Raw genomic sequence first — 26,733 nt, 5'->3', positions numbered from 1 at the left:
AGAATACATGGCGGAGGGCACGACCCAGCAGCCAGAGAGAAGAACAGGGGTGTCGCCGTCGGATGTCGGCGGTGGCGTCCGCACCGCGTTCGGCGAGGCCGGCAAGGTGTTCCGACTCTTCCTCGAGGTGCTGCGGGGAATTTTCAGACGACCGTTCCAGTTCCGTGAGTTCATCGGGCAGTCCTGGTTCATCGCCTCGGTGACGATCCTGCCGTCGGCGCTCGTGGCGATCCCGTTCGGCGCGGTCGTCGCGATGCAGACGGGTTCGCTGGTCCAGCAGCTCGGGGCGGAGGCCTACACCGGGGCCACCGGCGTCCTCGCCGTCGTGCAGCAGGGGGCGCCGCTGGTGACCTCGCTGCTCATTGCCGGCGCGGCGGGGTCCGCGGTCGCCGCCGACCTCGGCGCCCGCACCATCCGCGAGGAACTCGACGCGATGCGGGTGCTGGGGATCGACCCGGTCCAGCGACTCGTGGTCCCCCGCGTGCTGGGCATGATGCTGATCGCCGTCCTGCTCAACGGACTCGTCTCGATCGTCGGCATCGCCGGCGGCTACGTGTTCAACATCCTGCTGCAGGGCGGCACGCCCGGCGCGTACCTCATGTCGTTCGGGGCGCTCGCCCAGCTGCCCGACTTCATCATGTCGTCGCTCAAGGCCCTCGTCTTCGGGCTCATCGCCGGAGTGGTCTCGTCCTACTGCGGCATGAACCCCAAGGGCGGTCCCAAGGGGGTCGGCGACGCCGTCAACCTGGGCGTGGTCCTGACCTTCCTCCTGCTGTTCTTCGCCAACCTCATCCTCACGGCGATGTACCTGCAGATCGTCCCGCCGAAGGGGTCGTAGATGGCGATCCACACCGACGTCGGCCCCACCCGGGCCCGGATCCGGGCCATGATCCGCGGCCCCATAGCCTCGTTCGACTCGCTCGGCGACCAGCTCGCCTTCCACCTGCGCGCGATCCGGTGGATCCCGCAGACGATCGTCCATTACCGCAAAGAGGTTCTGAGGCTCATCGCCGAGGTGACCTTCGGAGTGGGCGTGCTCGCCGTCCTCGGCGGGACCATCGGCGTGATCGTCATGATGAGCGGTTTCACCGGCGTGGTCGTGGGGCTCCAGGGTTACGCCGCCCTGGATCAGATCGGCAGCTCGGTGCTCACCGGCTTCCTGTCGGCCTACGTCAACACCCGTGAGGTCGCGCCGCTGGTGGCCTCACTCGCGCTGTCCGCCACCGTCGGATGCGGGTTCACCGCCCAGCTCGGGGCCATGCGCATCTCGGAGGAGATCGACGCCCTCGAGGTGATGGCGATCCCCAGCGTGCCGTACCTGGTGACCACCCGGATCATCGCCGGGTTCATCGCGGTCATCCCGCTCTATGTGGTCGGTCTGCTGTCGTCCTACCTCGCCACCCGGGGCGTCAACACGATGGTCCAGGGGCAGTCGACGGGCTCCTTCGACCACTACTTCCATCTCTTCCTGCCGCCCGAAGACGTGATCTACTCCTTCGTCAAGGTCATCATCTTCGCGTTCGTCCTGGTGATGATCCACTGCTACTACGGGTTCACCGCCACCGGCGGACCGGCCGGCGTGGGCGTCGCGGTCGGTCGCGCGGTACGCACCACGATCGTCGTGGTGGCCATCCTCAACTTCTTCGTCGGACTCGCCCTGTGGGGCACGACCACGACGGTGCGGGTGGCCGGATGAACGAGATGTCATCGACACGCAAGCGACTCCTGGCGACCCTGTTCGTCGTCATCGTCGTGGCGTTCGTCGCGACCACGGTCGCGATCTACAACCGCGCATTCACCGCGTCCGACAGCGTCACCATGGTCACCGACGACATGGCCTACTCATTGCCCGTGGACGCGGACGTCAAGGCCCGCGGAGTCCTCGTCGGACGGGTCTCCGGGGTCGAGCCCGACGGCGACCAGGTGCGCGTGAACATGGAGTTCGATCCGGACTTCATGGGCCAGCTCCCGGCCAACATCAGCGGCAGGCTCCTGCCCAAGACGCTGTTCGGCGAGCGCTACGTGGACCTCGGCTTCCCCGACACGCCGACGGGCGCGCTCGAACCGGGCGACACCATCGAGCAGGACACGCGGGGTAACGCGGTCGAGCTCGGCCGGGTCCTCGACGGGTTGCTGCCCGTGCTCGAGGCCGTGCCCCCGCAGAAGCTCGCCGGCACCCTCGGCGCGCTCAACCAGGCGCTGGCCGGCCGAGGCGACGAGATCGGGGCGAGCCTGGTGGAGATCGGCCGGGTCTTCGAGGGCATCTCCGAGGAGATGCCCGCCCTGGAGTCCGGGTTGCAGGACCTCGCGACCTTCTCCCAGACGTACTCCGAGGCGCTGCCGGATCTCGTCCACGCCCTCGACGCCCTGCGGACCACCGGCGACACGGTCATCCAGCGACGCACCGACATCGCGGACGGACTGCAGCGCATCAGCACCTCCGCCGAGGTGCTCACCGGTTTCCTGGCCAACAACCGCACGGACCTCATCGCCCTGGCGGCCGACTCGCGGACCTCGCTGGAGTACCTCGCCGAGTACTCGCCGGCCCTGCCGTGCACCGTCGAGAACTTCATGGTCGCCCTGGACCGCTCCGATGCGATCCTCGGCGTGGGGGACCCGCACCCCGGCATCCGGGTGACCATAGAGGTGGTGAACCCGAAGGGGCGGTACGTGCCCAACCAGGACGAGCCGCGGTTCTTCGACACTCGCGGTCCGCGCTGCTACGAACCGGCCCAGGAGCCCGACATCTTTCCCATGGCCCCCGGCGGGGCGATCGCCGACGGCGCGTTCCAGCCGCCGTCGCGTAATCCCGGCCCGCAGAGCATGCCGACCTTGCCCAACCCACTGGACCTCGACGGTCCGGTCCCGGCGCTCCGCAGCAGGGGCTCCGTCCCCGCGGCACCCGGACGCGCGGTGCCCGAGCAGCCGAACCGTCCGTTCCCGTCGACCGTGACCGCCGGACGGGACGCGGATGTCATGGCCATGGCCTACGCCGGGTCCCCGCTGGAGACCGACACCGTCCGCACGGTCTACGGCGTCGCCTCCGCCCGTGACGCTGCCGAGATCCCGGGCTGGGTCGGTGCCCTCGGCGCCCCGGCACTCCGCGGGACGGAGGTGGCGTTCGAGTGAAGACCAGACTCGGAGCGCTGTTCCGCGGGGGCCTGCTGTCCTCGTTCGTCAAGCTCGTCATCTTCATCGTGGTCACCGGTCTGCTGTCGACCGTCCTCGCCACGACCATCCGGGGCGGTACTCGCGAGAAGGGCACCGAGTACTCCGCGATCTTCTCCGACGCGACCATGGTCGAGGAGGGTGACGACGTCCGGATCGCGGGAGTGGTGGTGGGGCACGTGACCGACTTCGAGATCCACGAGCGCGACCAGGCCAAGGTGTACTTCACCCTCGCCGGTGACCGCACCCTGCCGGCTAACGTCCACCTCAGCCTCCGGTTCCGCAACATGATCGGCCAGCGGTACATGAACATCTCGCGCGAACCGGGGCCGGTCCAGCCGACTCTTCCCGAGGGCACCACCATCCCCATCGAGAAGACGTCGCCCGCCGTCGACCTCACCGCCCTGTTCAACGGCTTCCGGCCGTTGTTCACCACCCTGCAGCCCGAGGACGTCAACGCCCTCGCCGACTCGCTGGTGCGGGTCCTGCAGGGCGAGGGTGGCACGGTGACGAACCTCGTCCGTCAGACCGGCCAGCTCACCAACCACCTGGCCGACCGCGATCAGGTGATCGGGGAGGTCATCGACAACCTCACCAGGGTGCTCGAGACGATCAACGAGCGTGACGTCCAGTTCCAGCAACTCGTGGTGACCACCAGGCAGCTCGTCGAGGGATTGGCCGCCGAGCGGGACGCCATCGGCGGTTCGCTCGAGTCGATGGCGGATCTGACGTCCTCGGCCGAGAACGTCGTCACCGGGACGCGGCCGGCCGTCACCGAGTCGCTAGACCACCTCAAGTTGGTCACCGACAATCTCGCCAACAACGAGGAGAAGCTCAGCGAGGTCCTCACGAACATGCCGCTCAAGACCGACAACCTCATCCGGATGGGTTCGTTCGGTTCCTGGTTCCAGTTCTATCTGTGCGGCGCCGACCTAGTACACGGCCCGGGTAACAACGTGCCGAACCTGCTGCCGAGCGGAGGACCCACGCTCAACCACGTCCTGTACACCAACGTCGCACCGCGATGCCATGAAGGAGGGATCCCGTGAGCAGGCGCAAGCCGGGCGAGCCCCGGTTCGGTAACGCCACCATCGGGGCGATCGGCGTGATCACGATCCTCGTGCTCACGCTCGGCTCCTTCCGACTGGACGCCCTGCCCATCGTCGGGGCGGGGCCGAAGTACGAGGCCTACTTCTCCGAGGCGGCGGGTCTCACCGGCGGCAACGAGGTCCGCGTCGCCGGAATCAAGGTGGGCGTGGTCACCGACGTCGAGCTCGAGGGAGACAAGGTACTCGTGGGCTTCCGGGCCGAGGACGCCTGGCTCGGCGACGACACCCGGGCGAGCATCCAGGTCAAGACCGTCCTGGGGCAGAAGTTCCTCGCGCTCGACCCCGCGGGGACGGGCGAGCTGAACCGGTCCGAACCGATCCCGCTCGAACGGACGGTGGCCCCGTACGACGTGGTCACGGCGTTCTCCTCCGCGGCCGAGACGCTCGACGAGATCGACGACGTCAAGTTGGCGGAGAGTCTGGACACCCTCACCGACGCGATGCAGGCCTCACCCGAGGAGTTCCGCGGCGCGGTCGACGGCGTCGCGCGGCTGTCCCAGACCATCTCCAGCCGGGACGCCGAACTGCGGCAGCTGCTCGAGGCCACCCGGACGAGCTCGCGGATCCTCGCCGAGCGCAACGACGACTTCCGCCGGCTCATCATCGGCACCGGTCAGCTGCTCGGCGAGCTCAACGAGCGCGCGGAGACCCTCAAACTGGTCCTGGCGTCGACCCGCGGTCTGTCGACCGAGCTGCGATTGTTCGTGGCGGACAACGAGGCGAAGTTCGGCCCGACGCTCGACAGTCTCGACTCCGCGCTGGAGATCCTCACCGACCACGAGGAGGACCTCAAGAAGTCCATCCACAACCTCGCGCCCTTCTACCGGCTGTACGCCAACATGCTGGGCACCGGCCGGTGGTTCGACTCCGTGGTCACCAACCTCATCCCGCCGGGAGCGCCGGAACCGCCCTTCTACCCGGGCGCCCGGACGCCGGCCCGACAGAGTGGGATCAAGTGATGCACAAGAAGCTGCCGTACTGGCTGGTGGCGTTGCTCCTCGTCGTCGTCGTCGCGGTCGTCGCCGTCACCTACCTCGCGGTGACCCGACTCGGGCGCACCACCATCACCGCGACGTTCCCGTCCGCGGTGGGCATCTCCGAGGGCACCGACGTCCGCATCCTCGGCGTGACGGTCGGATCGGTCGAAGAGGTCACCCCCATGGGTGACACCGTCGAGGTGCGCCTCCACGTGCGCAGAGGCATCGACCTCCCCGCCGGCGCCAAGGCCGTCCAGGTCACCCCCTCGGTGATCCCGGACCGCAACATCCAGATCGTCCCGGCGTACTCGGGCGGCCCGATCATGGAGTCGGGCGCGCACATCCCGATCGAGCGGACGGCGACGCCCGTCGAGGTCGACAAGCTGTACGCGTCGGTCAAGGACCTCACCGAGGCGCTCGGCCCCGACGGCGCGAACCGCGACGGTGCCCTCGACCGCTTCGTCGCCACCTCCGCCGACACCCTCGCCGACAACGGTGCCGCCCTGGGGCGCTCGATCGACGAACTGTCCCGCGCCGCGACGACACTGGCCGACTCGAGCCAGGACATCAGCGAGACCGTGGTCAACCTGCAGTCCTTCGTCACCATGCTGGCGGAGAACGACGCCCAGGTGCGCGAGTTCAACTCCCAGATGGCCTCCTTCAACCAGACGGTGGCCGGGCAGCGTGAGGACCTCCAGGGTGCGCTGGGCGAACTGAGCTACGCGTTGGCCGACGTCGCGCGTCTCGTGCGGGACAACCAGGACGTGATCCGCAGCAACGCCGACCGCCTGGTGACGATCAGCCAGATCACCGCCGACCAGCGTGACGACCTCGAGGAGATCCTCAAGACCGCGCCCCTGGCGCTGGCCAACCTCATCAACGCCTACGACGCGGAGTCCGGCACCCTGTCGATGCGCCCGAACATCCCCGAGAAGCAGAACCCGGCCGGCATCCTGTGCCAGATCATGAAGCTGGGCCGGCTCAACCCGGGCAACGAACTGTTCCAGGAGCTGGACAACCTCCGTCGCGCCGACATCCAGGCGTGCGAGGCGCTCGCGCCCCAGCGCAACCAGGAACTGCGCACGTCCAACCCGGATCTGCCGCTCGGCATCCTCGCCGGCGAGATGAAGCAGTCCATCCCGGTGCCGGGGACGGTCGAGGGCAACCGCGGGTGGCCCATGACGCCCGCTTCCGAAGGGGGACGGGGATGAGGCGACAGCTCAATCCGGCGGGCCGCGCGGGCCGCGCGCTGGGCGCGGCCGCCCTCGTCGCGGCCGTGGCCGCCGGCTGTTCGATGAACCTCGAGGACTACACGCTGCCCGGGGGCGCCGACGTCGGTGACGACCCCATGGATGTCTCGATCAGGTTCGACGACGTGCTCGATCTGGTGCTGCAGTCCACCGTGAAGGTCAACGGACTCGACGCCGGGCGCGTGACCGGGATCTCGCTGGCCGAGGACGGCTGGACGGCCCAGGTCGACATCGTCCTGCGTGACGACCTGGAGCTGCCCGCCAACACGGAGGCGTCCATCCAGCAGACCAACCTGCTGGGTGAGAAGTTCGTCCAGCTCACCCCGCCGGAGGACGAGCCGCCCACCGGTCGGCTCGCGGACGGGGACGTCATCTCCACGTCCAACACCCGGACCGCCACGGACATCGAGCAGGTCCTCGGCGCCCTGTCGCTGTTGCTCAACGGCGGCGGTGTCGACCAGCTGCAGCCGATCGTCGCCGAACTGCGCAAGGCCACCGACGGGCGAGAGGACGGACTCACCGAGACGCTCCGGTCCGCCGACGAGCTCATCGCCGGGCTCAACCGGCAGCGCGACAGCATCACCGCCGCGCTCGAGGGCGTCAACCTCATGACCGCCCGGGCCAACGATCAGCGCGAACAGATCCAGGCCGCACTCGACGAGCTCCCCGCCGGCGTCGCGGTCCTCGAGGAGCAGCGGCCGCAGCTGGTGGAGATGCTGCGTCGCATCGACGCCCTGGGCCAGGTCGGGTCCGACATCCTGCTCACCAGTCGTGAGGACCTCATCGCCGACCTGCGCGCCCTCCGGCCCGTGCTGCAGTACCTCGGTGAGTCGACGCCGGACCTCATCGAGCTCACCGGCTTCGTGCCCACGTTCCCGTTCCCCGACTCGTCGATCCGCTCGACCATCGGTGGCTCGGCCAACGTGTTCCTGTCGATCGACGCGACCATCTCCGAGACACTCCGCAACCTCGGCGCGAACCAGGGTGACCCGGTCCCGCTGCGTCCGACCACCACAAGAGGGCCGTACAACGTCGACCCCGGCAACCCGTGGGAGGGCGACAACGGCCCGGACCGGAGGACCACCATCGTCCTGCCGCTGTTGCCGGTACCACCCGTCATGGACCGGGCCGTCGAGCCCAGGCCCGCGCCGGGGACCTCGGAGTTCTCCGAGAACTACCTGCCCGAACCAGGGGAGCCCGGATACCGATGAGCAAGACACTGAGAACCCAGCTCATCGCCTTCTGCGTGATAGCAGCGGTGGGTATCGCCTATGTCGGCGCCAACTACGTCCGACTGCCGTCCCTGCTGGGAATCGGGCAGTACAAGGTCTACCTCGACCTGCCGGACACCGGCGGCGTGTTCACCAACGCGGCAGTCAACTACCGTGGGACCGCCGTCGGGCGCGTCGGGGAGCTGACGCTGACCGACGGCGGGGTGCGCGTCGAACTCGATCTCGACTCCGACGCCCCGGGGATTCCCGCCGACACGATGGCCGTGGTCGCCAACCGCTCGGCGATCGGCGAGCAGTTCGTGGACCTCAGGCCCAACAGCTACACCGAGCCGCACCTGCAGGACGGCGACGTCATCACGGCAGGCAGCGAAGCGCTGCCCGTGCGCGTCGAGGACCTCCTGGCCTCGGTCGACGACCTGTCCCGCTCGGTCCCGCTGGACGACCTCGAGGTCATGGTCGACGAACTCGGCGACGCCTTCGAGGGCCGCGGGCCACAGCTCCAGCGGCTGTCGGACTCGCTCATCCGTCTCTCCGAGGAGGGGATCCGCACTATGCCGCAGCTGCAGGCGCTCATCCGGGACGGGGCGACGGTGCTCGACACCCAGGCCGACCAGTCCGGGGAGATCGTCAGCTTCTCGCGTGATCTGCGGACCGTGACCGAGGCCCTGCGGGACTCCGATTCGGACCTCGAGCGGCTCATCTCCACCGCCCCGGAGTTCGCCGACGAGACCCGTGCACTGATCGACAACTCGGGCGAGCCCCTCACCCGGGCGGTGGGCAACCTGTCCACCACCATGAAGACCGTCGATCCGCTGGCGCCGTCGTTCGTGGTGCTGCTGCAGCTGCTGCCCGCACTGTCCGCGGGCGGTCTGTCCGTGGCACCGGGCGACGGGACCATCCACTTCGGCCTGGTACTGGAAATGGACAATCCCACACCCTGTACGCAGGGCTACGAAAGGACCTACGAGATCATCGAGCAGCTCAAGGCGCAGGACCCGTCCTTCGACCCGCTGGAGCAGGACTTCCCGCCCAACTACGAGGCGCGCTGCACGGTGCCGTTCGGCAGTCCGACGGCCGTCCGCGGCGCCGACCGGGTGGAATACGCACACCCCGACGTCCCGCAGCCCTGGGACAGTACACCGAAGATCGACCCGGACCGCCTCAACCTGTCCGTGGCCGCCGAGCAGCTCGCCGTCCTCCAGGGGCTGATCCCACGGTGACGGGGCGACCGGGGGATCACCCGTCAGGACGCTCGTCCGGTACCGTCGCCGCCATGAGTTCGCAGCCGACGGACGAGGACCCCGCGCCCGCCGCGACCGACCGCACGCGGGCCGGCGTCCCCGTCTGGATGGCCGTCGTGGCCGTCGTCGTGCTGGTGGCCGGGCTCGCGGTGCTCGGTGTCGGGGGGACGCGATACCTCCAGGCGCGATCCGCGCACCAGGTGGCGCAGGAGCGCGAGGAGGTCGCCGAGACGGCCGCGCAGGTGATCATCAACGCGTTCAGCTTCGACCACCGCGACGTGGACGACTCGCTCGAGCAGCTCGCCGCGGCCTCGACGGGCGATTTCCTCGCGGAGCAGGAGCAGTGGGCGCAGGACGTGCGCACACGCGTGGTGGAGCAGAAGGCGGTCACCACGGCCACCGTCTCCCACACCGCGGTCGAGACCCTCGACCGGGGCGCCGGCGACGCCGCCGTGCTGGTCGTGTTCACCGCGCACTCCGAGCGGGAGGGCCAGGACGACATCACGGGCCGCCAGGCCATGCGTGTCGATCTCACCCGCGTCGAGGGGCAGTGGAAGGCCGACGCGGTCAACCAGGTCGGCGTGACCGTCCCCGTCGGTCAGTCCAGCCGGTCGGTGCAGGGCCTGGCGGTGCCCGAGGCGGCCGCCGGGGAGCAGGGGAGCGACGACGCGCCGGAGGCGGAGGAGACCACCCCGGCGCCGACCACCACCGCCGGCCGATGACGAAGGGCGGGAAGAACTGATGCCACCCATCAAGAGAACCCAGAAGCAGGCCACCCCGCAGGCCCGGCGACGCCTCGCCGGGCACTCCGGGCCGACCCGGGCCGAGACCACCGCCGGCCCGGCGGACCCCGCCCCGGACGTAGCGCACGACGCGGCGGCGGGCGGGGACACGGGGGAGCGCACGCCTCGTCGTCGTCCCTCCGGGGTCGTCCTCGCGTCCGCCGCCGTGGCGGTCGGTCTGGTCGCCGGCGCCGCGGGGGCGTTCCTGGCGACCGAACCCGGCGTCTCGGTCGAGAACCGGGCGTTCGTGGACCAGCAGGCCACCGAGGAGGTCCTCGCCGCCGCGACGACCAACGTGCAGCGGCTCGTGGCGATCGACCACGAGAAACTCGACGAGTACCACGCCTCGCTCGAGGAGTTCCTCACCCCGGGGCTCGTGGAGGAGCTCGAGCGGAACTGGCCCGCTCTACGGGACAGCTACGAGCAGACCGCGACCACCGTCGACGCGCTCGTCCGTGAGGCGGGCCTGTCCTACCTGCAGGGCGACAAGGCCGAGGTCCTGCTGGTCCAGGACGTGTCCATGAGCCGCGACGGCGCGGCCGCCGGCAGTACCAGCGGCACGTACCTCGTCGGCCTCGACAAGGTCGACGGCGTGTGGAAGCTCTCCAGGATCCCCGACCTCCCCTCCTGACGGAGCCTGTGCGAGCACCGATCAGAGACCCGACCGAGTCGGATCCTTGACGAACGGGCTTTCACCCGTCACCCTTTAGGAGCGTCGGGCGTGATCCACACCGCCCGGGCGCGACGTCCCGACCGGGGGCCGATGAGGCGAGAGCCACGAGGGCAACCAGCGCAGAGACGGACGACGCGCCGCGTATATGAGCAGCCTCCGGGGCTTTCCCGTCGAAGGCTGGACTTTGTCGCCGCCTTCCACTAGATTAGGTCGTTGCGCTGGCTGCTATTTGCCCACTCGTCCGTCCGTGACGGCTCGTCCCCGGTTTCCCCGGGCGATCTCCGAGCCTTCCATCCGGTCGCGGACCTGGGGGGATAACCGTCGGCGGACCGCTCGCAGATACATCTGTGGTCACCGCCCGTGGTGATCACGTGAGGTGCTGGAAGGACCCATCTTGGCAGTCTCCCGCCAGACCACGTCAGTCTCCACCGTTCCCGGTGCGCCCCGGAGAGTCTCGTTCGCGAAGCTCTCCGAGCCGTTGCCGGTCCCGGGGCTGCTCGACCTCCAGACGGAGTCGTTCGAGTGGTTCATCGGTTCGGAGGAGTGGCAGCAGAGGGCCGCCTCGCGCGGTACCACGAACCTCGAGGGAGGTCTGGAGTCCATCCTCAAGGAGATCTCCCCGATCGAGGACTTCTCCGGCTCCATGTCCCTCTCGTTCTCGGAGCCGTACTTCGAAGAGGTGAAGGCGTCCCTCGAGGACTGCCGCGAGAAGGACCGCACGTACGAGGCGCCCCTGTTCGTCACCGCGGAGTTCGAGAACACCGAGACCGGTGAGATCAAATCGCAGACCGTCTTCATGGGCGATTTCCCCATGATGACCGACAAGGGCACGTTCATCATCAACGGCACCGAGCGGGTCGTCGTGTCCCAGCTCGTCCGGTCGCCGGGCGTGTACTTCGACCGTTCACGCGACAAGTCCACGGAGAAGGACGTCCACTCCGTCAAGGTCATCCCGTCGCGCGGCGCGTGGCTCGAGTTCGACGTCGACAAGCGCGACACCGTGGGCGTGCGCATCGACCGCAAGCGTCGCCAGTCGGTCACCGTGCTGCTCAAGGCGCTGGGCTGGACCACCACCGAGATCAAGGAGCGCTACGGCTTCTCCGAGATCATGATGTCCACGCTGGAGAAGGACACGGTCGAGGACACCGACCAGGCCCTGCTGGAGATCTACCGCAAGCTGCGCCCGGGCGAGCCGCCGACCCGCGAGTCCGCCGAGGCCCTCCTGGAGAACCTCTTCTTCAAGGAGAAGCGCTACGACCTGGCCCGCGTCGGTCGCTACAAGGTCAACCGCAAGCTCGGCCTGCCGGATCCGGAGGGCGACGCCACCACCACGCTCACGCGCGAGGACATCGCCGCGACCATCGAGTACCTCGTGCGCCTCCACGCGGGCGAGTCGAGCATGCAGGTCGCCGGCGGCCGCGAGGTGCCGGTCGAGGTCGACGACATCGACCACTTCGGCAACCGTCGTCTGCGCACCGTCGGCGAGCTCATCCAGAACCAGGTCCGCGTCGGCCTGTCCCGCATGGAGCGCGTCGTCCGCGAACGCATGACAACGCAGGACTCCGAGGCGATCACCCCGCAGTCGCTGATCAACATCCGGCCCATCACCGCGGCGCTCAAGGAGTTCTTCGGAACCTCCCAGATGTCGCAGTTCATGGACCAGAACAACCCGCTGTCGGGCCTGACGCACAAGCGTCGCCTCTCGGCGCTCGGTCCCGGCGGCCTCTCGCGTGAGCGCGCCGGCCTCGAGGTCCGCGACGTCCACGCCTCGCACTACGGCCGCATGTGCCCGATCGAGACCCCCGAGGGTCCCAACATCGGTCTCATCGGTTCACTCTCGGTGTACGCCCGCGTCAACCCGTTCGGGTTCATCGAGACCCCGTACCGCCGTGTCGTCGACGGCGTCGTCACCGACCAGGTGGACTACCTGACGGCTGACGAGGAGGACCGCTACGTCGTCGCGCAGGCCAACTCGGAGATCGACACCGAGGGTCGCTTCGTCGAGGAACGCATCCTCGTCCGCAAGAAGCACGGCGACGTCGAGGTCGTCGAGGCCGGTGACGTCGACTACATGGACGTCTCGCCGCGGCAGATGGTCTCCGTCGCCACCGCGATGATCCCGTTCCTCGAGCACGACGACGCCAACCGTGCCCTCATGGGCGCGAACATGCAGCGTCAGTCCGTGCCGCTCGTACGTTCCGAGGCGCCGCTCGTCGGCACCGGCATGGAGCTGCGTGCGGCCGTCGACGCCGGCGACGTCGTCGTGAACACCCACCCGGGCATCGTGGAGGAGGTCTCGGCCGACTTCATCACCGTCATGGACGACGACGGCGGTCGTCAGACGTACCGCCTGTCCAAGTTCGCGCGCTCCAACCAGGGCACCTGCTCCAACCAGAAGCCGATCGTCGACGAGGGCGACCGCGTCGAGGTCGGCCAGGTCCTCGCCGACGGCCCCTGCACCGAGAACGGCGAGATGGCGCTCGGCAAGAACCTGCTCGTGGCGATCATGCCGTGGGAGGGTCACAACTACGAGGACGCGATCATCCTCTCGCAGCGCCTCGTGGAGGAGGACGTGCTCACGTCCATCCACATCGAGGAGCACGAGATCGACGCCCGCGACACCAAGCTGGGCGCCGAGGAGATCACCCGCGACATCCCCAACGTCTCCGACGAGGTCCTCGCCGACCTCGACGACCGCGGCATCGTGCGCATCGGCGCCGAGGTCCGCGACGGCGACGTGCTGGTCGGCAAGGTCACCCCGAAGGGCGAGACCGAGCTGACCCCGGAGGAGCGCCTGTTGCGCGCGATCTTCGGAGAGAAGGCGCGCGAGGTGCGCGACACCTCGCTCAAGGTGCCCCACGGTGAGTCCGGCAAGGTCATCGGTGTGCGCGTGTTCTCGCGCGACGACGACGACGATCTGCCGCCCGGCGTCAACGAGCTGGTGCGCGTGTACGTGGCGCAGAAGCGCAAGATCCAGGACGGCGACAAGCTCGCCGGCCGGCACGGCAACAAGGGCGTCATCGGCAAGATCCTCCCCGCCGAGGACATGCCGTTCATGCCCGACGGCACGCCGGTCGACATCATCCTCAACACGCACGGCGTCCCGCGTCGTATGAACATCGGTCAGATCATGGAGACCCACCTCGGCTGGCTGGCCAAGGCGGGCTGGGAGGTGCCGCGCGAGGCGGACGGCTCCCTGCCCGACTGGGCGACCAAGCTGCCGGAGGAGATCCACCACGTCGAGGCCGGCACCAACACCGCGACCCCCGTCTTCGACGGCGCGGCCGACACCGAGATCACCGGTCTGCTCGGCTGCACCCTGCCGAACCGTGACGGTGAGCGGATGGTCAAGGCCGACGGCAAGGCGACGCTGTTCGACGGCCGCTCCGGCGAGCCGTTCCCGTACCCGGTGGCCGTGGGTTACATGTACATCCTCAAGCTGCACCACCTGGTGGACGACAAGATCCACGCCCGCTCGACCGGTCCGTACTCGATGATCACCCAGCAGCCGCTCGGCGGTAAGGCCCAGTTCGGCGGCCAGCGCTTCGGTGAGATGGAGTGCTGGGCGATGCAGGCCTACGGCGCGGCGTACACGCTGCAGGAGCTGCTCACCATCAAGTCCGACGACGTCGTGGGCCGCGTGAAGGTCTACGAGGCGATCGTCAAGGGCGAGAACATCCCCGAGCCGGGCATCCCGGAGTCCTTCAAGGTCCTCCTCAAGGAGCTGCAGTCGCTGTGCCTCAACGTCGAGGTGCTCTCCAGCGACGGCCAGGCGGTCTCCCTGGGCGAGGGTGACGACGACGACCTCGACCGTACCGCCGCGAACCTCGGGATCAACCTCTCGCGCGACGAGTCCTCGGCGGCCGACGAGCTGGCCCAGTAGGCGGGAGGGCGGCAGCCGCCGCCCCGCCCCGCACCCGACAGATTCGAGTTCCACCACGGCGGGCCCCACCGGCCCCACCCCGCGAGGGGCCCGCCATCATCCCACCCGGGAAAGGACGCCTACGTGCAGGACGTCAACTACTTCGACGAGCTGGTCATCAGCCTCGCGACCGCCGAGGACATCCGTAACTGGTCCTACGGCGAGGTCAAGAAGCCGGAGACCATCAACTACCGCACCCTCAAGCCGGAGAAGGAGGGCCTGTTCTGCGAGAAGATCTTCGGCCCCACCCGGGACTGGGAGTGCTACTGCGGCAAGTACAAGCGCGTGCGCTTCAAGGGCATCATCTGTGAGCGCTGCGGCGTCGAGGTGACCCGCGCCAAGGTGCGTCGTGAGCGTATGGGCCACATCGAGCTGGCCGCGCCCGTCACCCACATCTGGTACTTCAAGGGCGTCCCGTCGCGTCTGGGTTACCTCCTGGACCTCGCGCCCAAGGACCTCGACAAGATCATCTACTTCGCCGCCTACGTCATCACGGGCGTCGACACCGAGCTGCGTCACAACGAGCTCAGCACCCTCGAGGCGCAGTTCCTCGAGGAGCGCAAGATCATCGAGGACGAGCGCGACTCCGACATCGAGGCCCGCGCGCGCAAGCTCGAGGCCGACCTCGCCGAGCTCGAGGCCGAGGGTGCCAAGGCCGACCAGCGCCGCAAGGTCAAGGACGGCGGCGAGAAGGAGATGAAGAAGATCCGCGAGGCCGCCCAGCGTGAGCTGGACCGCCTCGAGGAGATCTGGAACACCTTCGTCAAGCTCGACGTCAACCAGATCATCGCCGACGAGGGCATCTACCGCGAGCTCGAGGACCGCTTCGGCGAGTACTTCGAGGGCGGCATGGGTGCCGAGGCGATCCAGCAGCTGCTGCTGAACTTCGACCTCGAGGCCGAGGCCGAGTCGCTGCGCGAGATCATCCGCAACGGCAAGGGGCAGAAGAAGATCCGCGCCCTCAAGCGGCTCAAGGTCGTCTCCGCATTCCTGCAGTCGGGCAACCACCCGGCAGCCATGGTGCTCGGCGCCGTCCCGGTGATCCCGCCGGAGCTGCGGCCGATGGTCCAGCTCGACGGTGGCCGCTTCGCCACGTCGGACCTCAACGACCTCTACCGTCGCGTGATCAACCGCAACAACCGCCTCAAGCGACTGATGGACCTCGGCGCGCCCGAGATCATCGTCAACAACGAGAAGCGGATGCTTCAGGAGTCCGTCGACGCGCTGTTCGACAACGGTCGCCGCGGGCGGCCCGTCACGGGGCCGGGCAACCGCCCGCTCAAGTCCCTGTCGGACCTGCTCAAGGGCAAGCAGGGCCGGTTCCGTCAGAACCTCCTCGGCAAGCGCGTCGACTACTCGGGCCGTTCGGTCATCGTCGTCGGCCCGCAACTCCAGCTACACCAGTGCGGTCTGCCCAAGCTGATGGCGCTCGAGCTGTTCAAGCCGTTCGTCATGAAGCGGCTCGTCGACCTCAACCACGCGCAGAACATCAAGTCCGCCAAGCGCATGGTCGAGCGTCAGCGCGATCAGGTGTGGGACGTGCTCGAAGAGGTCATCGCCGAGCACCCGGTGATGCTCAACCGCGCTCCGACCCTGCACCGCCTGGGTATCCAGGCGTTCGAGCCGCAGCTCGTCGAGGGCAAGGCCATCCAGCTGCACCCGCTCGTGTGTGAGGCCTTCAACGCCGACTTCGACGGCGACCAGATGGCCGTGCACCTCCCGCTGTCCGCGGAGGCGCAGGCCGAGGCGCGCATCCTCATGCTCGCGTCGAACAACATCCTGTCGCCGGCGTCGGGTCGTCCGCTCGCCATGCCGCGTCTGGACATGGTCACGGGCCTCTACTACCTGACCCGTCTGGACGAGGGCGCCGAGGGCGCCTACGAGCCCGCCACCGACGACGCGCCGGCGACCGGCGTGTACGCGACCCCGGCCGAGGCCATCATGGCCGTCGACCTGGGTGTGCTCGACATCCACGCCCCGATCCGGGTCCGGATGACGCAGCAGCGCCCCAGCGCCGAGATCGAGGCGGAGCAGTTCCCCGAGGGCTGGACCCCCGGGCAGGAGTGGCTGGCCGAGACCACGCTCGGCCGCGTCATGTTCAACGAGCTGCTCCCGGCGGACTACCCGTTCGTCAACGAGCAGATGCCGAAGAAGCGTCAGGCCGTCATCATCAACGACCTAGCCGAGCGCTACCCGATGATCGTCGTGGCGCAGACGGTGGACAAGCTCAAGGACACCGGCTTCTACTGGGCCACCCGGTCGGGTGTCACCATCGCCATGTCCGACGTGCTCGTGCCGCCGGCCAAGAAGGAAATCCTCGCCTCGTACGACACCAAGGCCGCGCGCCTCGAGTCGCAGTACGACCTCGGCAAGATCACCGACGAGGAGCGCAAGAGCGACCTGGTCAAGCTCTGGCAGGAGGCCACCGACGAGATCGGCCAGGCCATGGAGGCCAACTACCCGGACGACAACCCGATCCCGACGATCGTGAAGTCGGGCGCGGCGGGCAATATGACCCAGATCCGGTCGCTGGCCGGCATGAAGGGCCTGGTGACCCGTCCGAACGGCGAGTTCATCCCGCAGCCCATCAAGTCCTCGTTCCGCGAGGGCCTGACGGTGCTCGAGTACTTCATGAACACGCACGGTGCGCGTAAGGGTCTGGCCGACACCGCCCTGCGTACCGCCGACTCGGGCTACCTCACCCGTCGTCTGGTCGACGTCTCCCAGGACGTCATCGTCCGCGAGACCGACTGTGGCACCAGCAAGGGCGTGGAGACGACCATCGCCCGTCCGATCATGGACGCCCAGGGCAACTCCACGGGTGTCCTCGAGCGCGACGAGCACGTCGAGACCTCGACGTTCGCCCGGACGCTCGCCGAGGACGCGGTCGACGCCAACGGCACGGTCATCGTGTCGGCGGGCACAGACCTGGGCGACCCGACCATCGAGGCGCTCATCAGCGCCGGCGTGGAGAAGGTCAAGGTGCGCTCGGTCCTGACCTGCACCACCGGCACCGGCGTCTGCGCCACCTGCTACGGCCGCTCGATGGCGACCGGTCAGCTGGTGGACATCGGCGAGGCCGTCGGCATCGTCGCCGCCCAGTCGATCGGTGAGCCCGGTACCCAGCTCACGATGCGTACGTTCCACCAGGGTGGCGTCGGCGACGACATCACCGGTGGTCTGCCACGTGTGCAGGAGCTGTTCGAGGCGCGCGTGCCCAAGGGCAAGGCGCCGATCGCCGAGGAGGCGGGCCGGATCCGCATCGACGAGGAGGAGCGCTTCTACACGATCACGATCGTGCCCGACAACGGGGCGGACGAGATCGTCTACGAGAAGCTCTCCAAGCGTCAGGGTCTCGCTCACATCACCCTCGACGACGGCTCCTCGCGGCCGATCGCCGACGGCGACCATCTCGAGCGCGGTCAGGCGCTCCTCGAGGGCCCGGCGGACCCGCACGAGGTGCTGGCGATCCTCGGCCCGAACGGTGTCCAGAAGCACCTCGTCGACGAGGTGCAGAAGGTCTACCGCTCGCAGGGCGTGTCGATCCACGACAAGCACATCGAGGTCATCGTCCGCCAGATGATGCGCCGCGTCGCGATCAACGAGTCGAACAGCACCGAGTTCCTGCCGGGTGCCCTGGTGGAGCGTGCCGAGCTCACGGCGGAGAACCGCCGCGTGCTCACCGAGGGTGGTTCGCCGGCCTCGGCGCGCCCGGTCCTCATGGGCATCACCAAGGCCTCGCTCGCCACCGACTCGTGGCTCTCGGCGGCCTCCTTCCAGGAGACCACCCGCGTCCTCACCGACGCCGCGATCAACAAGCGGTCGGACCGGCTCGTGGGCCTCAAGGAGAACGTCATCATCGGTAAGCTCATCCCGGCGGGTACCGGTATCAACCGCTACCGGAACTCGACGGTCGAGCCCACCGAGGAGGCCCGCGCCGCCGCCTACTCCATCCCGGACTACGGCGACGGCTTCTACGGCCCCGAGGACGGTTTCGGCGACGCCACCGGCGCGTCCGTCCGCCTCGACGACCTGGGCTACTGATCGGCTGGCGCGGCAGGATCGCCGCCGCGCCCAGCCCGTCTCACCGGACCCCCGAGCACCCCGCGTGCCGGGGGTCCGGTGTGTCGGCGGGTCGGCTGCCCGGCCGCGTCCTTGCTGCTGGGGAACGTGTTCTAGACTTGCCCGATGTGCCCGTCGCGACCCACGGCAGTCGCGACGGCGGGGCCGATGACCGTAGAAGGAGGCGATCGATCGTGCGGATCGCGTTGCTCTCGTACAGGAGCAAACCCCACGGCGGCGGGCAGGGTGTATACGTACGCCACCTGAGCCGTGAGCTGGCGGCACTCGGCCACACCGTCGAGGTGTTCTCCGGTCAGCCGTACCCCGAGCTGGATCCCGGGCCCACGCTGACGAAGGTGCCGAGCCTGGACCTGTACAACGACGCGAACCCGTTCCGTACGCCGCGCCCCCGTGAGATCCGGGACCTCATCGACGTGCTCGAGGTGGTCACGATGTGGACCGCCGGGTTCCCGGAACCGCGGACGTTCAGCCTGCGGGCCGCGCGCACGCTGAAAGACCGGCTGGACGACTTCGACGTGGTGCACGACAACCAGTGCCTGGGCTCGGGCCTGCTGGACCTGGAGAAGGCCGGCTTCCCCGTGGTGGCGACCGTGCACCATCCCATCACGAGGGATCGCGCGCTGGCCATGAAAGAGGCCCCGCTGCGCAAGAAGATCACCACGTGGCGGTGGTTCGGCTTCCTCGGTATGCAGATCCGCGTCTCCCGCCGGCTGCAGGAGATCATCACGGTCTCCGGCAACTCGGCGGAGGACATCGCGGTGGACTTCGGGGTCGACCCGGACCGGATCGTCACGATCCCGCTGGGTGTGGACGCCGACCGTTTCCACGACGGGCGGCGTCGCGAACCCGGCCGCCTGGTGTGCGTGGCGAGCGCCGACCAGCCGCTCAAGGGTGTCCCCGTCCTGCTGCGCGCGCTGGCGAAGGTGCGCGAGGAACACCCGGACGTCCGCCTGACGTTGATCTCCAAGCTCAAGCCGAAGGGCGAGGCGTCGCGTCTGCTGGACAGGTTGAGGTTGCGCGATGCGGTGGACCTGGTGTCCGGGGTCGACGACGACGAGCTCGCCGAACTCGTGGGGTCCGCCGAGATCGCGGTGGTTCCGAGTATGTACGAGGGGTTCTCCCTCCCGGCGGTGGAGGCGATGTCCAGTGGCTGCGCTCTCGTGGCGACGCGGGCCGGCGCACTGCCGGAGGTGGTCGGGACGGACGATTCGGCGGCCCGCCTTGTCGAGCCCGGGGACGTCGACGCACTGGCCCGGGAGATCAGCGCGCTGCTGTCCGATCCCGTCGAGCGGGGCCGGCTGTCGGAGGGTGGCCGCGCGAGGGTGATGGAGCGCTACAGTTGGGCGGCCGTCGCCCGCCGGACCGTCGAGGTCTACGAGGCGGCGATCGCCCGGGTCCGCGGCGACGCGCTGCCGGACCTGTCGGCGGGGCCGGTCCTCGGGCCGGATCAGACCGAGATCGACGAGCACGTCACCGACGACGCGCCCGAGGTGCTCCCGGAATCCGGTGAGTACGACATCCGTGAGCAGGAGGACGCCGCATGCTGACCGCTGACTTCGACCGTCTGGGGGTCACCCCGGGCATGCGAGCCATCGACGTGGGGGCCGGGCTCGGCCGTCACACGTTCGAGCTCTACCGGCGTGGGGCCGACGTCACAGCGTTCGACCAGAATGCCGACGAGATGCAGCAGGTCGCGGACATGCTGGCGGCCATGGAGGCCGAGGGCGAGGGCCTGCCCACGTCGAAGGGCGAGGCCGTCACCGGGGACGCCCTGGCCATGCCGTACGGGGACGCGACGTTCGACCTGGTGCTCATCTCCGAGGTCCTCGAGCACGTGCCGGAGGACACGAAGGCCATCGCGGAGCTGGTCCGGATCCTCAAGCCGGGCGGGGTCGCCGCGGTGACCGTGCCGCGGGAGTGGCCGGAGAAGCTGTGCTGGAAGCTGTCGGACGCCTACCACTCCAACCCGGGCGGGCACTGCCGGATCTACACGGCCGAGGAACTCGGCTACAAGCTGCGCGCCGCGGGCCTCGAGGTGACGGGCACCGGATACGCCCACGCGCTGCACGCGCCGTACTGGTGGCTCAAGTGCGCGGTCGGCACGGAGAACGAGGATCATCCGCTGCCGAAGGCGTACCACAAGCTGCTCGTGTGGGACCTCATGAAGGGCCCGTGGGTCACACGCACCGCCGAGAAGCTGCTCAACCCGGTCATGGGCAAGTCGATCGTGTTCTACCTGCGCAAGCCCGTGGAGGCCTGATCGTCCGTGCAGTCACACAACAACGGCGTGTCCCGCCCGGGGCCGGTGACCGTGGTGGCCGGTGACCGGCCGGTGCCCAGCGTGCCGGGCGTCCTCGACGCCGACGCGGTCCGGGCCACCGGGCAGTGGATCGCCTCGGTCCAGAAGCCGAACGGTGAGATCCCGTGGTTCACCGGTGGGCACACCGACCCGTGGGACCACGTCGAGTCGGCGATGGGTCTGTCCGTCGCCGGCCAGTGGGAGGCCGCCGAGCGGGCCTACGGGTTCCTCCGCGACTCCCAGCGCCCGGACGGTTCGTGGCCGATCAAGTGGCAGGACGGCCGGATCGTGGACGGCGACGTCGACTCGAACTTCTGCGCCTACGTCGCGGTCGGGGTCTGGCACCACCACCTGGTCACCGGCACCCCGGGGTTCCTGGAGTCGATGTGGCCGACCGTGCGGCGTGCGCTCGACCTGGTGCTGACGTTCCAGGGCCCGGAGGGGCAGATGTGGTGGGGCGCCGGCCCCGAGGGCTTCTGCGAGGAGGCCCTGGTCACGGGGTCGTCGAGCGTCCACCACTCGCTGCGCTGCGGTGTCGCGATCGCCGAGGAGCTGGGGGAGACGGCGCCGGACTGGGACGCGGCCGCCGACCGGCTGGGCCACGCGCTGCGCGCGCACCCGGAGCTGTTCACGCCCAAGGACGAGTTCTCCATGGACTGGTACTACCCGGTCCTGGCCGGTGTCATGGTGGGGGAGCAGGCGCAGGCCCGGCTCGACTCCCGCTGGGACGACTTCGTGGTGGACGACCTCGGTATCCGCTGCGTCGACCACCGTCCGTGGGTCACGGGCGCGGAGACATGCGAGCTGGTGCTCGCGCTCGAGGCCGCGGGTCGGCACGAGCAGGCGCTGCAGCAGTTCACCAACATGCAGCACCTGAGGGATGACGACGGTTCGTACTGGACCGGCCTGGTCTTCGCGGACGGCAAACGGTGGCCCGTCGAGCTGAGCACATGGACCGCCGCGGTGGTGCTGCTGGCCGCTGACGCACTGTCGCGCACCACGCCGGGCAACGAGATCTTCCGGTACGTCTCGGACCACACCATGCAGCGCCTGCGGTCGCAGCCGGGTGACCCCGCGGACTGTGCGCCGGGCGAGGCCTGCCCGACCGCCGTCGTCGCGCGTTAGTCTGTCGCCACGCCGCCGCGGGACACCTGCCTCATCACGTGTCGGCGCGGGTGGCGACGCAGACCGGGGAGTGCGCATGGAATTCGGCCTGACGCTGTTCACGAGCGACCGGGGTATCAGGCCACACACCGCGGCGCTCGCCGTGGGTCGCGCTGGGCGCCGCCGCCGCGGTGACCTCGACCATCCGGCTGGGCACGGCCGTGTCCATCCCGGTGGAGAGCGATCCCATCACGCTGGCCAAGACCTTCGCCTCCGTCGACCACCTCTCCGACGGCCGGGCCGTCCTGGGCGTGGGCTACGGCTGGAGCCTCGACGAGATGGCGGCCACAACGTTCCGCCGAAGCGCCGTCGCACAATGCTGCGCGAGTACCTCGAGGCGATGCGCGAGCTCTGGACCCACGACAAGGCCGAGTACCACGGCGAGTTCGTCGACTTCGGGCCCAGCTGGGCCTGGCCCAAGCCCGCCCGGACGCCCGGCCCGCTCACTCTGGTGGGCGCGGCAGGGAACGAGAAGAACCTGAAGTGGATCTGCCGCAGCGCCGACGGCTGGATGACCACACCCATCTCCCGGGACATCTCCGGCAGCGTGCGCAGGTTGCGCGAGCTGTGGGCGGAGGCCGGCCGCGAGGGCGAGCCGTACATCGTCGTCCTCGGCGGCAAGCTCGGCCTCGGGGCACGGTCTGAGCCGCCGGTAGCGCCCCACCCGGGCCGGTTCCGCCGGTACCGTCGTGGTATGGACCACAGTGACCCGGTCGCTCCCGTCGTCGTCATCACCGGGGCCGGCGGGACGGGGATCACGCCGGTAGCCGCGGACGTCACCGACCCCGACTCCCTCTCCACTCTGGCCGACCGCGTGCGGGCCGACTTCGGTCGACTCGACCTCGTCGTCACCTTCGCGGGGATCCTGGGGATCGGCCCGCTCGCCGCCCTGCGCCGCGGACTGACCCGTCGCCTGCTGGACCATCTACCGGTACCGTTGGTCGACAAGGCGCTCGTCCTCGCGCTGGGCGGGACGATCAACGCCCGGAAGCTCGAGATGCGGCGACAGGAAGCCGGCGCCCGCGAACAGATGAGCGAGGTGGCCGAATGACCAACCTCGACCCCCGGCCCGAGGAGATCGAGTGCGAGGCCGGCGGCGCGCCCGACGGGCCACGCCCCGGTGGCGCCGCCGTGGAGATCATCACCTCCCGCGACGTCCCCCTGGGCGGGCCGCGCGCGATGACCGTCCGCCGCACGCTGCCGCAGCGGCAACGCTCCCTCATCGGTGCCTTCTGCTTTGTCGACCACTACGGACCCGACGACGTCTCCGTCAGCGGCGGCATGGACGTCCCCTCCCACCCGCACACCGGCCTGCAGACCGTCAGCTGGCTGTTCGAGGGGAACATCACCCACCACGACTCCGGCGACAACCACGCCGTCGTGCGCCCCGGGGAGGTCAACCTCATGACCGCCGGGTCCGGCATCTGCCACACCGAGGTGTCGACCCAGGACACCACCATGCTGCACGGAGTGCAGCTCTGGACCGTGCTCCCCGAGTCGCACCGCGAGGTGGGCGGCCGCAGGTTCGACCACTTCGTGCCCGACACGGTCCGCTTCGAGGGCTCGTCGATGCAGGTCTTCATGGGGTCACTGATGGGCTCGTCGTCGTCGGTCCCCACCTACACCCCCCTCCTCGCGGCGGAGATCCGGCTCGACCCCGGCGCCGAGCTGACGCTCGACGTGGACCCGGAGTTCGAGCACGGGCTGCTCGCGGACAGCGGCGACCTCACGCTCGAGGGGGTGCGCGTCGCGGTGACCGAACTCGCCTACACGGGCGTCGGCGAGACCACCCTGACCCTCCGCAACACCGGCGCCACCGCCGGGCGCGCGATCCTCATCGGCGGCACTCCGTTCGCCGAGGAGATCATCATGTGGTGGAACTTCATCGGGCGGACCCACGACGAGATCGCCCACTACCGTGACCTGTGGGAGGCCGGCTCCGACCGCTTCGGCCGCGTGGACGGCTACATCGGCCACGACCCGCAGGGCCTGACCCGGCTGCCCGCGCCCACGCTGCCCACCACCACGCTCAGACCGCGGGTCAATCCCGATCCGCGTGCACGGACCACCGAGTAGGGGAGAACACCGATGACCGAGTACACCGACAGCAGCGGCAGCACCGTGACCGTGGAGCGCTCCGACTCGCGCAGTGCGTTCGAGATCCGGGACGCCTCCGGCGAGGTCGCCGGCCACGCCGACTTCCGCGAGATCGGCGGCGAGCGCATCTTCCACCACACCGTGGTCGGCGAGGAGTTCGGAGGCCGGGGTCTCGGTACCGCGCTCGTGCGCGGCGCGGTGGAGGCGACCCGCGACGAGGGCGTGATGATCGTCCCCGTGTGTTCGATGGTGGAAGGGTTCCTCGGCAAGAACGCCGACGAGTTCGCGGGAGCGTACCGCGACGCCACCGACGAGGACCGCGCCCGGGTCGGAGCGGAGGACGGCTGATATGGGGGTCCCGCAGCTGGATCGGACCCAGCGCGAGGTCTACAAGCAGCTCGTCCGTACCGCCGTCGCGTCCCGGCAGGCGTCCCGCGAGGCCGGATTGGAGGAGGCACTGCTCGAACTGGTCAACGTGCGCGTGTCGCAGATCAACGGATGCGCGGCCTGCCTGGCCACCCACGTGCCGGCCGCCCGCGAGGCCGGGGTGTCACAGGAACGGCTGGACCTGCTGCCCGCGTGGCACGAACTCGACGCGTTCGGCGACCCCGAGCGGGCGGCGTTGCGCCTGGCCGAGACGTTGACACGCCTGGACGACGGCGACGAACGCGCTGCCGCGACGGCGGCCGCCACCGACCACTTCTCCGATGAGCAGCTCTCGGCGTTGGAGTGGACGATCGTGCTCATCAACGCCTTCAACCGGGTTTCGATCGCCAGTCACCACCAGCCGCGGATCGAGGACTGACCCGGCCGCCGCCGACCCCGGGCACGGCGACCGCCGCCGGCCCCGGACGGGTGGTCAGCGGGAGGCGACCGGCACCATCGACGCCCGGCCGGAGCGCACGATCTCCTTGCCGAACGGGAAACACGTCACGGGGATGAGCTTGAGGTTGGCCCACGCCAGCGGCAGTCCGATGATCGTCACCGCCTGGGCGAGTGCCGTGGCGACGTGGCCGATCGCCAGCCACAGCCCGGCCACCAAGAACCAGATGACGTTGCCGACCGTGCTCGCCCCGCCGGGCCGGCCCCGGTCGACGACCTCGCGACCGAACGGCCACAGGACATAGGCGGCGATCCGGAAGCTCGCGACCCCGAACGGGATCGTGACGACGAGGATGCACGCGAGGATCCCGGCGACCACATAGCCCAGGAACAACCACACGCCCGCGGTCACCAGCCAGATGACGTTGAGGACCACCGTCAGCACGGAACGCATGCCGCCACTGTAGGTCGGAAGCGGAAGTCGCGTCACAGGGTTACGGTGGGCGATGTGAGCGACAAGCCGGACGTCAGGACCCTCGGCGAGCTGCGCGCCGCCGGTTACACCAGCCGCACCCTCCGCGACGAGTTGCGCGGCAATCTGCTCGCGGCCCTGGCCGCCGGACGGGACCCGTGGCCCGGGATGCACGGGTTCGACACCACCGTGATCCCGCAGGTCGAGCGCGCCCTCATCGCGGGGCACGACATCGTACTGCTCGGTGAGCGCGGACAGGGCAAGACCCGCCTGCTGCGCACCCTCGTCGGGCTGCTCGACGAGTGGTCCCCCGTCGTCGCCGGCTCCGAACTGGGAGAGGACCCGCTCGCCCCCATCACCGACCCGACCCGCGAGCGGATCGCCCGCGAGGGTGACGCGCTGCCCGTCGAGTGGCGCCACCGCACCGAACGGTACGTGGAGAAGCTCTCCACCCCGGATACGTCGGTGGCCGACATGATCGGCGACGTCGACCCCATGCGCGTGGCGGAGGGTCGCCGCCTCGGTGACCCGGAGACCATCCACTACGGACTCGTACCCCGCGCCAATCGCGGGATCGTGGCGCTCAACGAGCTGCCCGACCTCGCCGAGCGCATCCAGGTGGCGTTGCTCAACGTCATGGAGGAGCGGGACGTCCAGATCCGCGGTTATGTGCTGCGGCTGCCCCTCGACGTACTGGTAGTGGCGTCGGCGAACCCGGAGGACTACACGAACCGCGGGCGGATCATCACTCCCCTCAAGGACAGGTTCGGCGCGGAGATCCGCACCCACTATCCGCTCGACCTGGCCGACGAGATCGAGGTCGTGCGGCAGGAGGCCGAGCTCACCGCCGAGGTGCCGGACGCTCTCATGGAGCTGCTCGCCCGCTTCACCCGAGAACTGCGCACCTCCGACTCGATCAACCAGGCCTCGGGCGTGTCGGCGCGTTTCGCCATCGCGGGCGCGGAGACCGTCGCCGCGGCGGCCCGCCGGCGGGCCGCCGTCCGCGGGGCCGACGACCCCGGCGAGGCGGTGGCCCGGCTCGTGGATCTCGACGCCGCCGTGGAGGTCCTGCGCGGCAAGATCGAGTTCGAACCCGGCGAGGAGGGGCGCGAATCCGAGATCCTGCGGTACCTGCTCCGCACCGCGACCGTGGACGTCGTGCGCGGGCTCTTCCGCGGCATCGACATGGCCCCGCTCGTCGAGGCGTTCGACGGCTCGGTGACCCTGACCACAGGGGCGAGCGTCACCGCGACCGAGTTCCTGGCCGCACTGCCCGAGCTGTCCGTACCGGGGCTGTACGACGAGATCGCCGACCGGGTCGGCGCCACCAACGCCGGCCAGCGGGCCGGCGCGATCGAGCTGGCGCTGGAGGGGCTGTACCTCTCGCGGCGCCTGTCCAAGGAGACCGGGGACGGCGCCGCCGTCTACGGCTGACACACCCC

At 69.4% G+C, this 26,733-nt stretch carries 20 protein-coding genes and 1 pseudogene; 20 read left to right on the top strand and 1 reads right to left on the bottom strand.

All coding sequences use genetic code 11. The annotated features are described in order from the left end of the window. Window positions 1-7 precede the first annotated feature (7 nt). The 19 genes and pseudogenes from DCI01S_RS06250 to DCI01S_RS06160 all read left to right on the top strand — a co-directional run bounded on the left by DCI01S_RS06250 (window position 8) and on the right by DCI01S_RS06160 (window position 24,802). Window positions 8-838 carry an MlaE family ABC transporter permease gene (locus tag DCI01S_RS06250; protein ID WP_061228423.1) on the top strand — a complete coding sequence of 277 codons (831 nt, stop codon included), beginning with the start codon at window positions 8-10 and terminating at the stop codon, window positions 836-838. A gap of 48 nt (window positions 839-886) precedes the next feature. Next, window positions 887-1,696 carry an MlaE family ABC transporter permease gene (locus DCI01S_RS06245; protein ID WP_174521533.1) on the top strand — a complete coding sequence of 270 codons (810 nt, stop codon included), beginning with the start codon at window positions 887-889 and terminating at the stop codon, window positions 1,694-1,696. Further along, window positions 1,693-3,129, top strand: coding sequence for an MCE family protein (locus DCI01S_RS06240; protein ID WP_061228457.1), 1,437 nt, complete (start codon window positions 1,693-1,695; stop codon window positions 3,127-3,129). The genes DCI01S_RS06245 and DCI01S_RS06240 overlap by 4 nt, the downstream gene beginning before the upstream one ends. Continuing rightward, window positions 3,126-4,217 carry an MCE family protein gene (locus tag DCI01S_RS06235; RefSeq protein WP_061228421.1) on the top strand — a complete coding sequence of 364 codons (1,092 nt, stop codon included), beginning with the start codon at window positions 3,126-3,128 and terminating at the stop codon, window positions 4,215-4,217. The genes DCI01S_RS06240 and DCI01S_RS06235 overlap by 4 nt, the downstream gene beginning before the upstream one ends. After that, window positions 4,214-5,236 (top strand): MCE family protein, encoded by a 1,023-nt coding sequence (locus DCI01S_RS06230; RefSeq protein ID WP_082767668.1) that lies wholly within the window; start codon window positions 4,214-4,216, stop codon window positions 5,234-5,236. The genes DCI01S_RS06235 and DCI01S_RS06230 overlap by 4 nt, the downstream gene beginning before the upstream one ends. Beyond that, complete coding sequence (locus DCI01S_RS06225) at window positions 5,236-6,465, top strand: MCE family protein (RefSeq protein WP_061228455.1); 1,230 nt, start codon at window positions 5,236-5,238, stop codon at window positions 6,463-6,465. Before DCI01S_RS06230 ends, DCI01S_RS06225 begins: the two co-directional genes overlap by 1 nt. After that, window positions 6,462-7,715, top strand: a complete 1,254-nt coding sequence (locus DCI01S_RS06220) for an MCE family protein (protein ID WP_061228420.1) — start codon at window positions 6,462-6,464, stop codon at window positions 7,713-7,715. Before DCI01S_RS06225 ends, DCI01S_RS06220 begins: the two co-directional genes overlap by 4 nt. Beyond that, window positions 7,712-8,956 carry an MCE family protein gene (locus DCI01S_RS06215; protein ID WP_061228419.1) on the top strand — a complete coding sequence of 415 codons (1,245 nt, stop codon included), beginning with the start codon at window positions 7,712-7,714 and terminating at the stop codon, window positions 8,954-8,956. The genes DCI01S_RS06220 and DCI01S_RS06215 overlap by 4 nt, the downstream gene beginning before the upstream one ends. Window positions 8,957-9,009: 53 nt before the next feature. Continuing rightward, entirely contained in the window at window positions 9,010-9,699 is a 690-nt protein-coding gene (locus tag DCI01S_RS06210; protein ID WP_232302951.1) for an Rv1363c family protein, read from the top strand. Window positions 9,700-9,718: 19 nt separating this feature from the next. Further along, entirely contained in the window at window positions 9,719-10,390 is a 672-nt protein-coding gene (locus DCI01S_RS06205) for a hypothetical protein (RefSeq protein ID WP_061228417.1), read from the top strand. Between the two features lie 418 nt (window positions 10,391-10,808). Then, entirely contained in the window at window positions 10,809-14,315 is a 3,507-nt protein-coding gene (gene rpoB, locus DCI01S_RS06200; protein ID WP_061228416.1) for a DNA-directed RNA polymerase subunit beta, read from the top strand. Window positions 14,316-14,438: 123 nt separating this feature from the next. After that, on the top strand, window positions 14,439-18,398 hold the full coding sequence (locus tag DCI01S_RS06195) for a DNA-directed RNA polymerase subunit beta' (protein WP_061228415.1): 3,960 nt from the start codon (window positions 14,439-14,441) through the stop codon (window positions 18,396-18,398). A gap of 212 nt (window positions 18,399-18,610) precedes the next feature. Continuing rightward, window positions 18,611-19,984, top strand: a complete 1,374-nt coding sequence (locus tag DCI01S_RS06190; protein ID WP_061228414.1) for a glycosyltransferase family 4 protein — start codon at window positions 18,611-18,613, stop codon at window positions 19,982-19,984. After that, window positions 19,978-20,697: a class I SAM-dependent methyltransferase gene (locus DCI01S_RS06185; protein WP_061228413.1), complete on the top strand. Its 720-nt coding sequence runs from the start codon at window positions 19,978-19,980 to the stop codon at window positions 20,695-20,697. The genes DCI01S_RS06190 and DCI01S_RS06185 overlap by 7 nt, the downstream gene beginning before the upstream one ends. A 45-nt stretch (window positions 20,698-20,742) precedes the next feature. Then, the gene (locus tag DCI01S_RS06180) at window positions 20,743-21,861 is read left to right on the top strand and encodes a prenyltransferase (RefSeq protein WP_232302955.1); all 1,119 of its coding nucleotides are present in this window, start codon (window positions 20,743-20,745) and stop codon (window positions 21,859-21,861) included. Window positions 21,862-21,937: 76 nt separating this feature from the next. Then, a pseudogene (locus DCI01S_RS06175) lies at window positions 21,938-22,522 on the top strand (TIGR03619 family F420-dependent LLM class oxidoreductase); the annotation flags it as partial. A gap of 425 nt (window positions 22,523-22,947) precedes the next feature. Next, window positions 22,948-23,976 carry a pirin family protein gene (locus DCI01S_RS06170; protein WP_061228411.1) on the top strand — a complete coding sequence of 343 codons (1,029 nt, stop codon included), beginning with the start codon at window positions 22,948-22,950 and terminating at the stop codon, window positions 23,974-23,976. Window positions 23,977-23,988: 12 nt separating this feature from the next. Then, window positions 23,989-24,345 (top strand): GNAT family N-acetyltransferase, encoded by a 357-nt coding sequence (locus DCI01S_RS06165; RefSeq protein ID WP_061228410.1) that lies wholly within the window; start codon window positions 23,989-23,991, stop codon window positions 24,343-24,345. Window position 24,346: 1 nt separating this feature from the next. Then, window positions 24,347-24,802, top strand: coding sequence for a carboxymuconolactone decarboxylase family protein (locus DCI01S_RS06160; protein WP_061228409.1), 456 nt, complete (start codon window positions 24,347-24,349; stop codon window positions 24,800-24,802). Window positions 24,803-24,856: 54 nt separating this feature from the next. On the opposite strand, the gene DCI01S_RS06155 is transcribed toward DCI01S_RS06160, so the two are convergent. Continuing rightward, a complete protein-coding gene (locus tag DCI01S_RS06155) occupies window positions 24,857-25,273 on the bottom strand; it encodes a YccF domain-containing protein (RefSeq protein WP_061228408.1) in 417 nt (138 codons plus the stop codon). A 54-nt stretch (window positions 25,274-25,327) separates the two neighbouring features. On the opposite strand from DCI01S_RS06155, the gene DCI01S_RS06150 reads away from it, so the two are divergent. Further along, window positions 25,328-26,725 (top strand): sigma 54-interacting transcriptional regulator, encoded by a 1,398-nt coding sequence (locus tag DCI01S_RS06150; RefSeq protein ID WP_061228454.1) that lies wholly within the window; start codon window positions 25,328-25,330, stop codon window positions 26,723-26,725. Window positions 26,726-26,733: the final 8 nt, after the last annotated feature.

Source organism: Dietzia cinnamea NBRC 102147 (genome assembly GCF_001571065.1).
Classification (GTDB): Bacteria; Actinomycetota; Actinomycetes; order Mycobacteriales; family Mycobacteriaceae; genus Dietzia; species Dietzia cinnamea.
This window is presented reverse-complemented; position numbering and strand designations above follow the sequence as displayed.

Excerpts from the sequence above, each read along its gene's own strand:
- DCI01S_RS06165 (WP_061228410.1), top strand. The coding sequence starts at position 23,989 with ATGACCGAGTACACCGACAGCAGCGGCAGCACCGTGACCGTGGAGCGC.
- DCI01S_RS06170 (WP_061228411.1), top strand. The coding sequence starts at position 22,948 with ATGACCAACCTCGACCCCCGGCCCGAGGAGATCGAGTGCGAGGCCGGC.
- DCI01S_RS06225 (WP_061228455.1), top strand. The coding sequence starts at position 5,236 with ATGCACAAGAAGCTGCCGTACTGGCTGGTGGCGTTGCTCCTCGTCGTC.
- DCI01S_RS06210 (WP_232302951.1), top strand. The coding sequence starts at position 9,010 with ATGAGTTCGCAGCCGACGGACGAGGACCCCGCGCCCGCCGCGACCGAC.
- DCI01S_RS06220 (WP_061228420.1), top strand. The coding sequence starts at position 6,462 with ATGAGGCGACAGCTCAATCCGGCGGGCCGCGCGGGCCGCGCGCTGGGC.
- DCI01S_RS06205 (WP_061228417.1), top strand. The coding sequence starts at position 9,719 with ATGCCACCCATCAAGAGAACCCAGAAGCAGGCCACCCCGCAGGCCCGG.
- DCI01S_RS06160 (WP_061228409.1), top strand. The coding sequence starts at position 24,347 with ATGGGGGTCCCGCAGCTGGATCGGACCCAGCGCGAGGTCTACAAGCAG.
- DCI01S_RS06215 (WP_061228419.1), top strand. The coding sequence starts at position 7,712 with ATGAGCAAGACACTGAGAACCCAGCTCATCGCCTTCTGCGTGATAGCA.
- DCI01S_RS06250 (WP_061228423.1), top strand. The coding sequence starts at position 8 with ATGGCGGAGGGCACGACCCAGCAGCCAGAGAGAAGAACAGGGGTGTCG.
- DCI01S_RS06185 (WP_061228413.1), top strand. The coding sequence starts at position 19,978 with ATGCTGACCGCTGACTTCGACCGTCTGGGGGTCACCCCGGGCATGCGA.
- DCI01S_RS06240 (WP_061228457.1), top strand. The coding sequence starts at position 1,693 with ATGAACGAGATGTCATCGACACGCAAGCGACTCCTGGCGACCCTGTTC.
- DCI01S_RS06245 (WP_174521533.1), top strand. The coding sequence starts at position 887 with ATGATCCGCGGCCCCATAGCCTCGTTCGACTCGCTCGGCGACCAGCTC.
- DCI01S_RS06155 (WP_061228408.1), bottom strand. The coding sequence starts at position 25,273 with ATGCGTTCCGTGCTGACGGTGGTCCTCAACGTCATCTGGCTGGTGACC.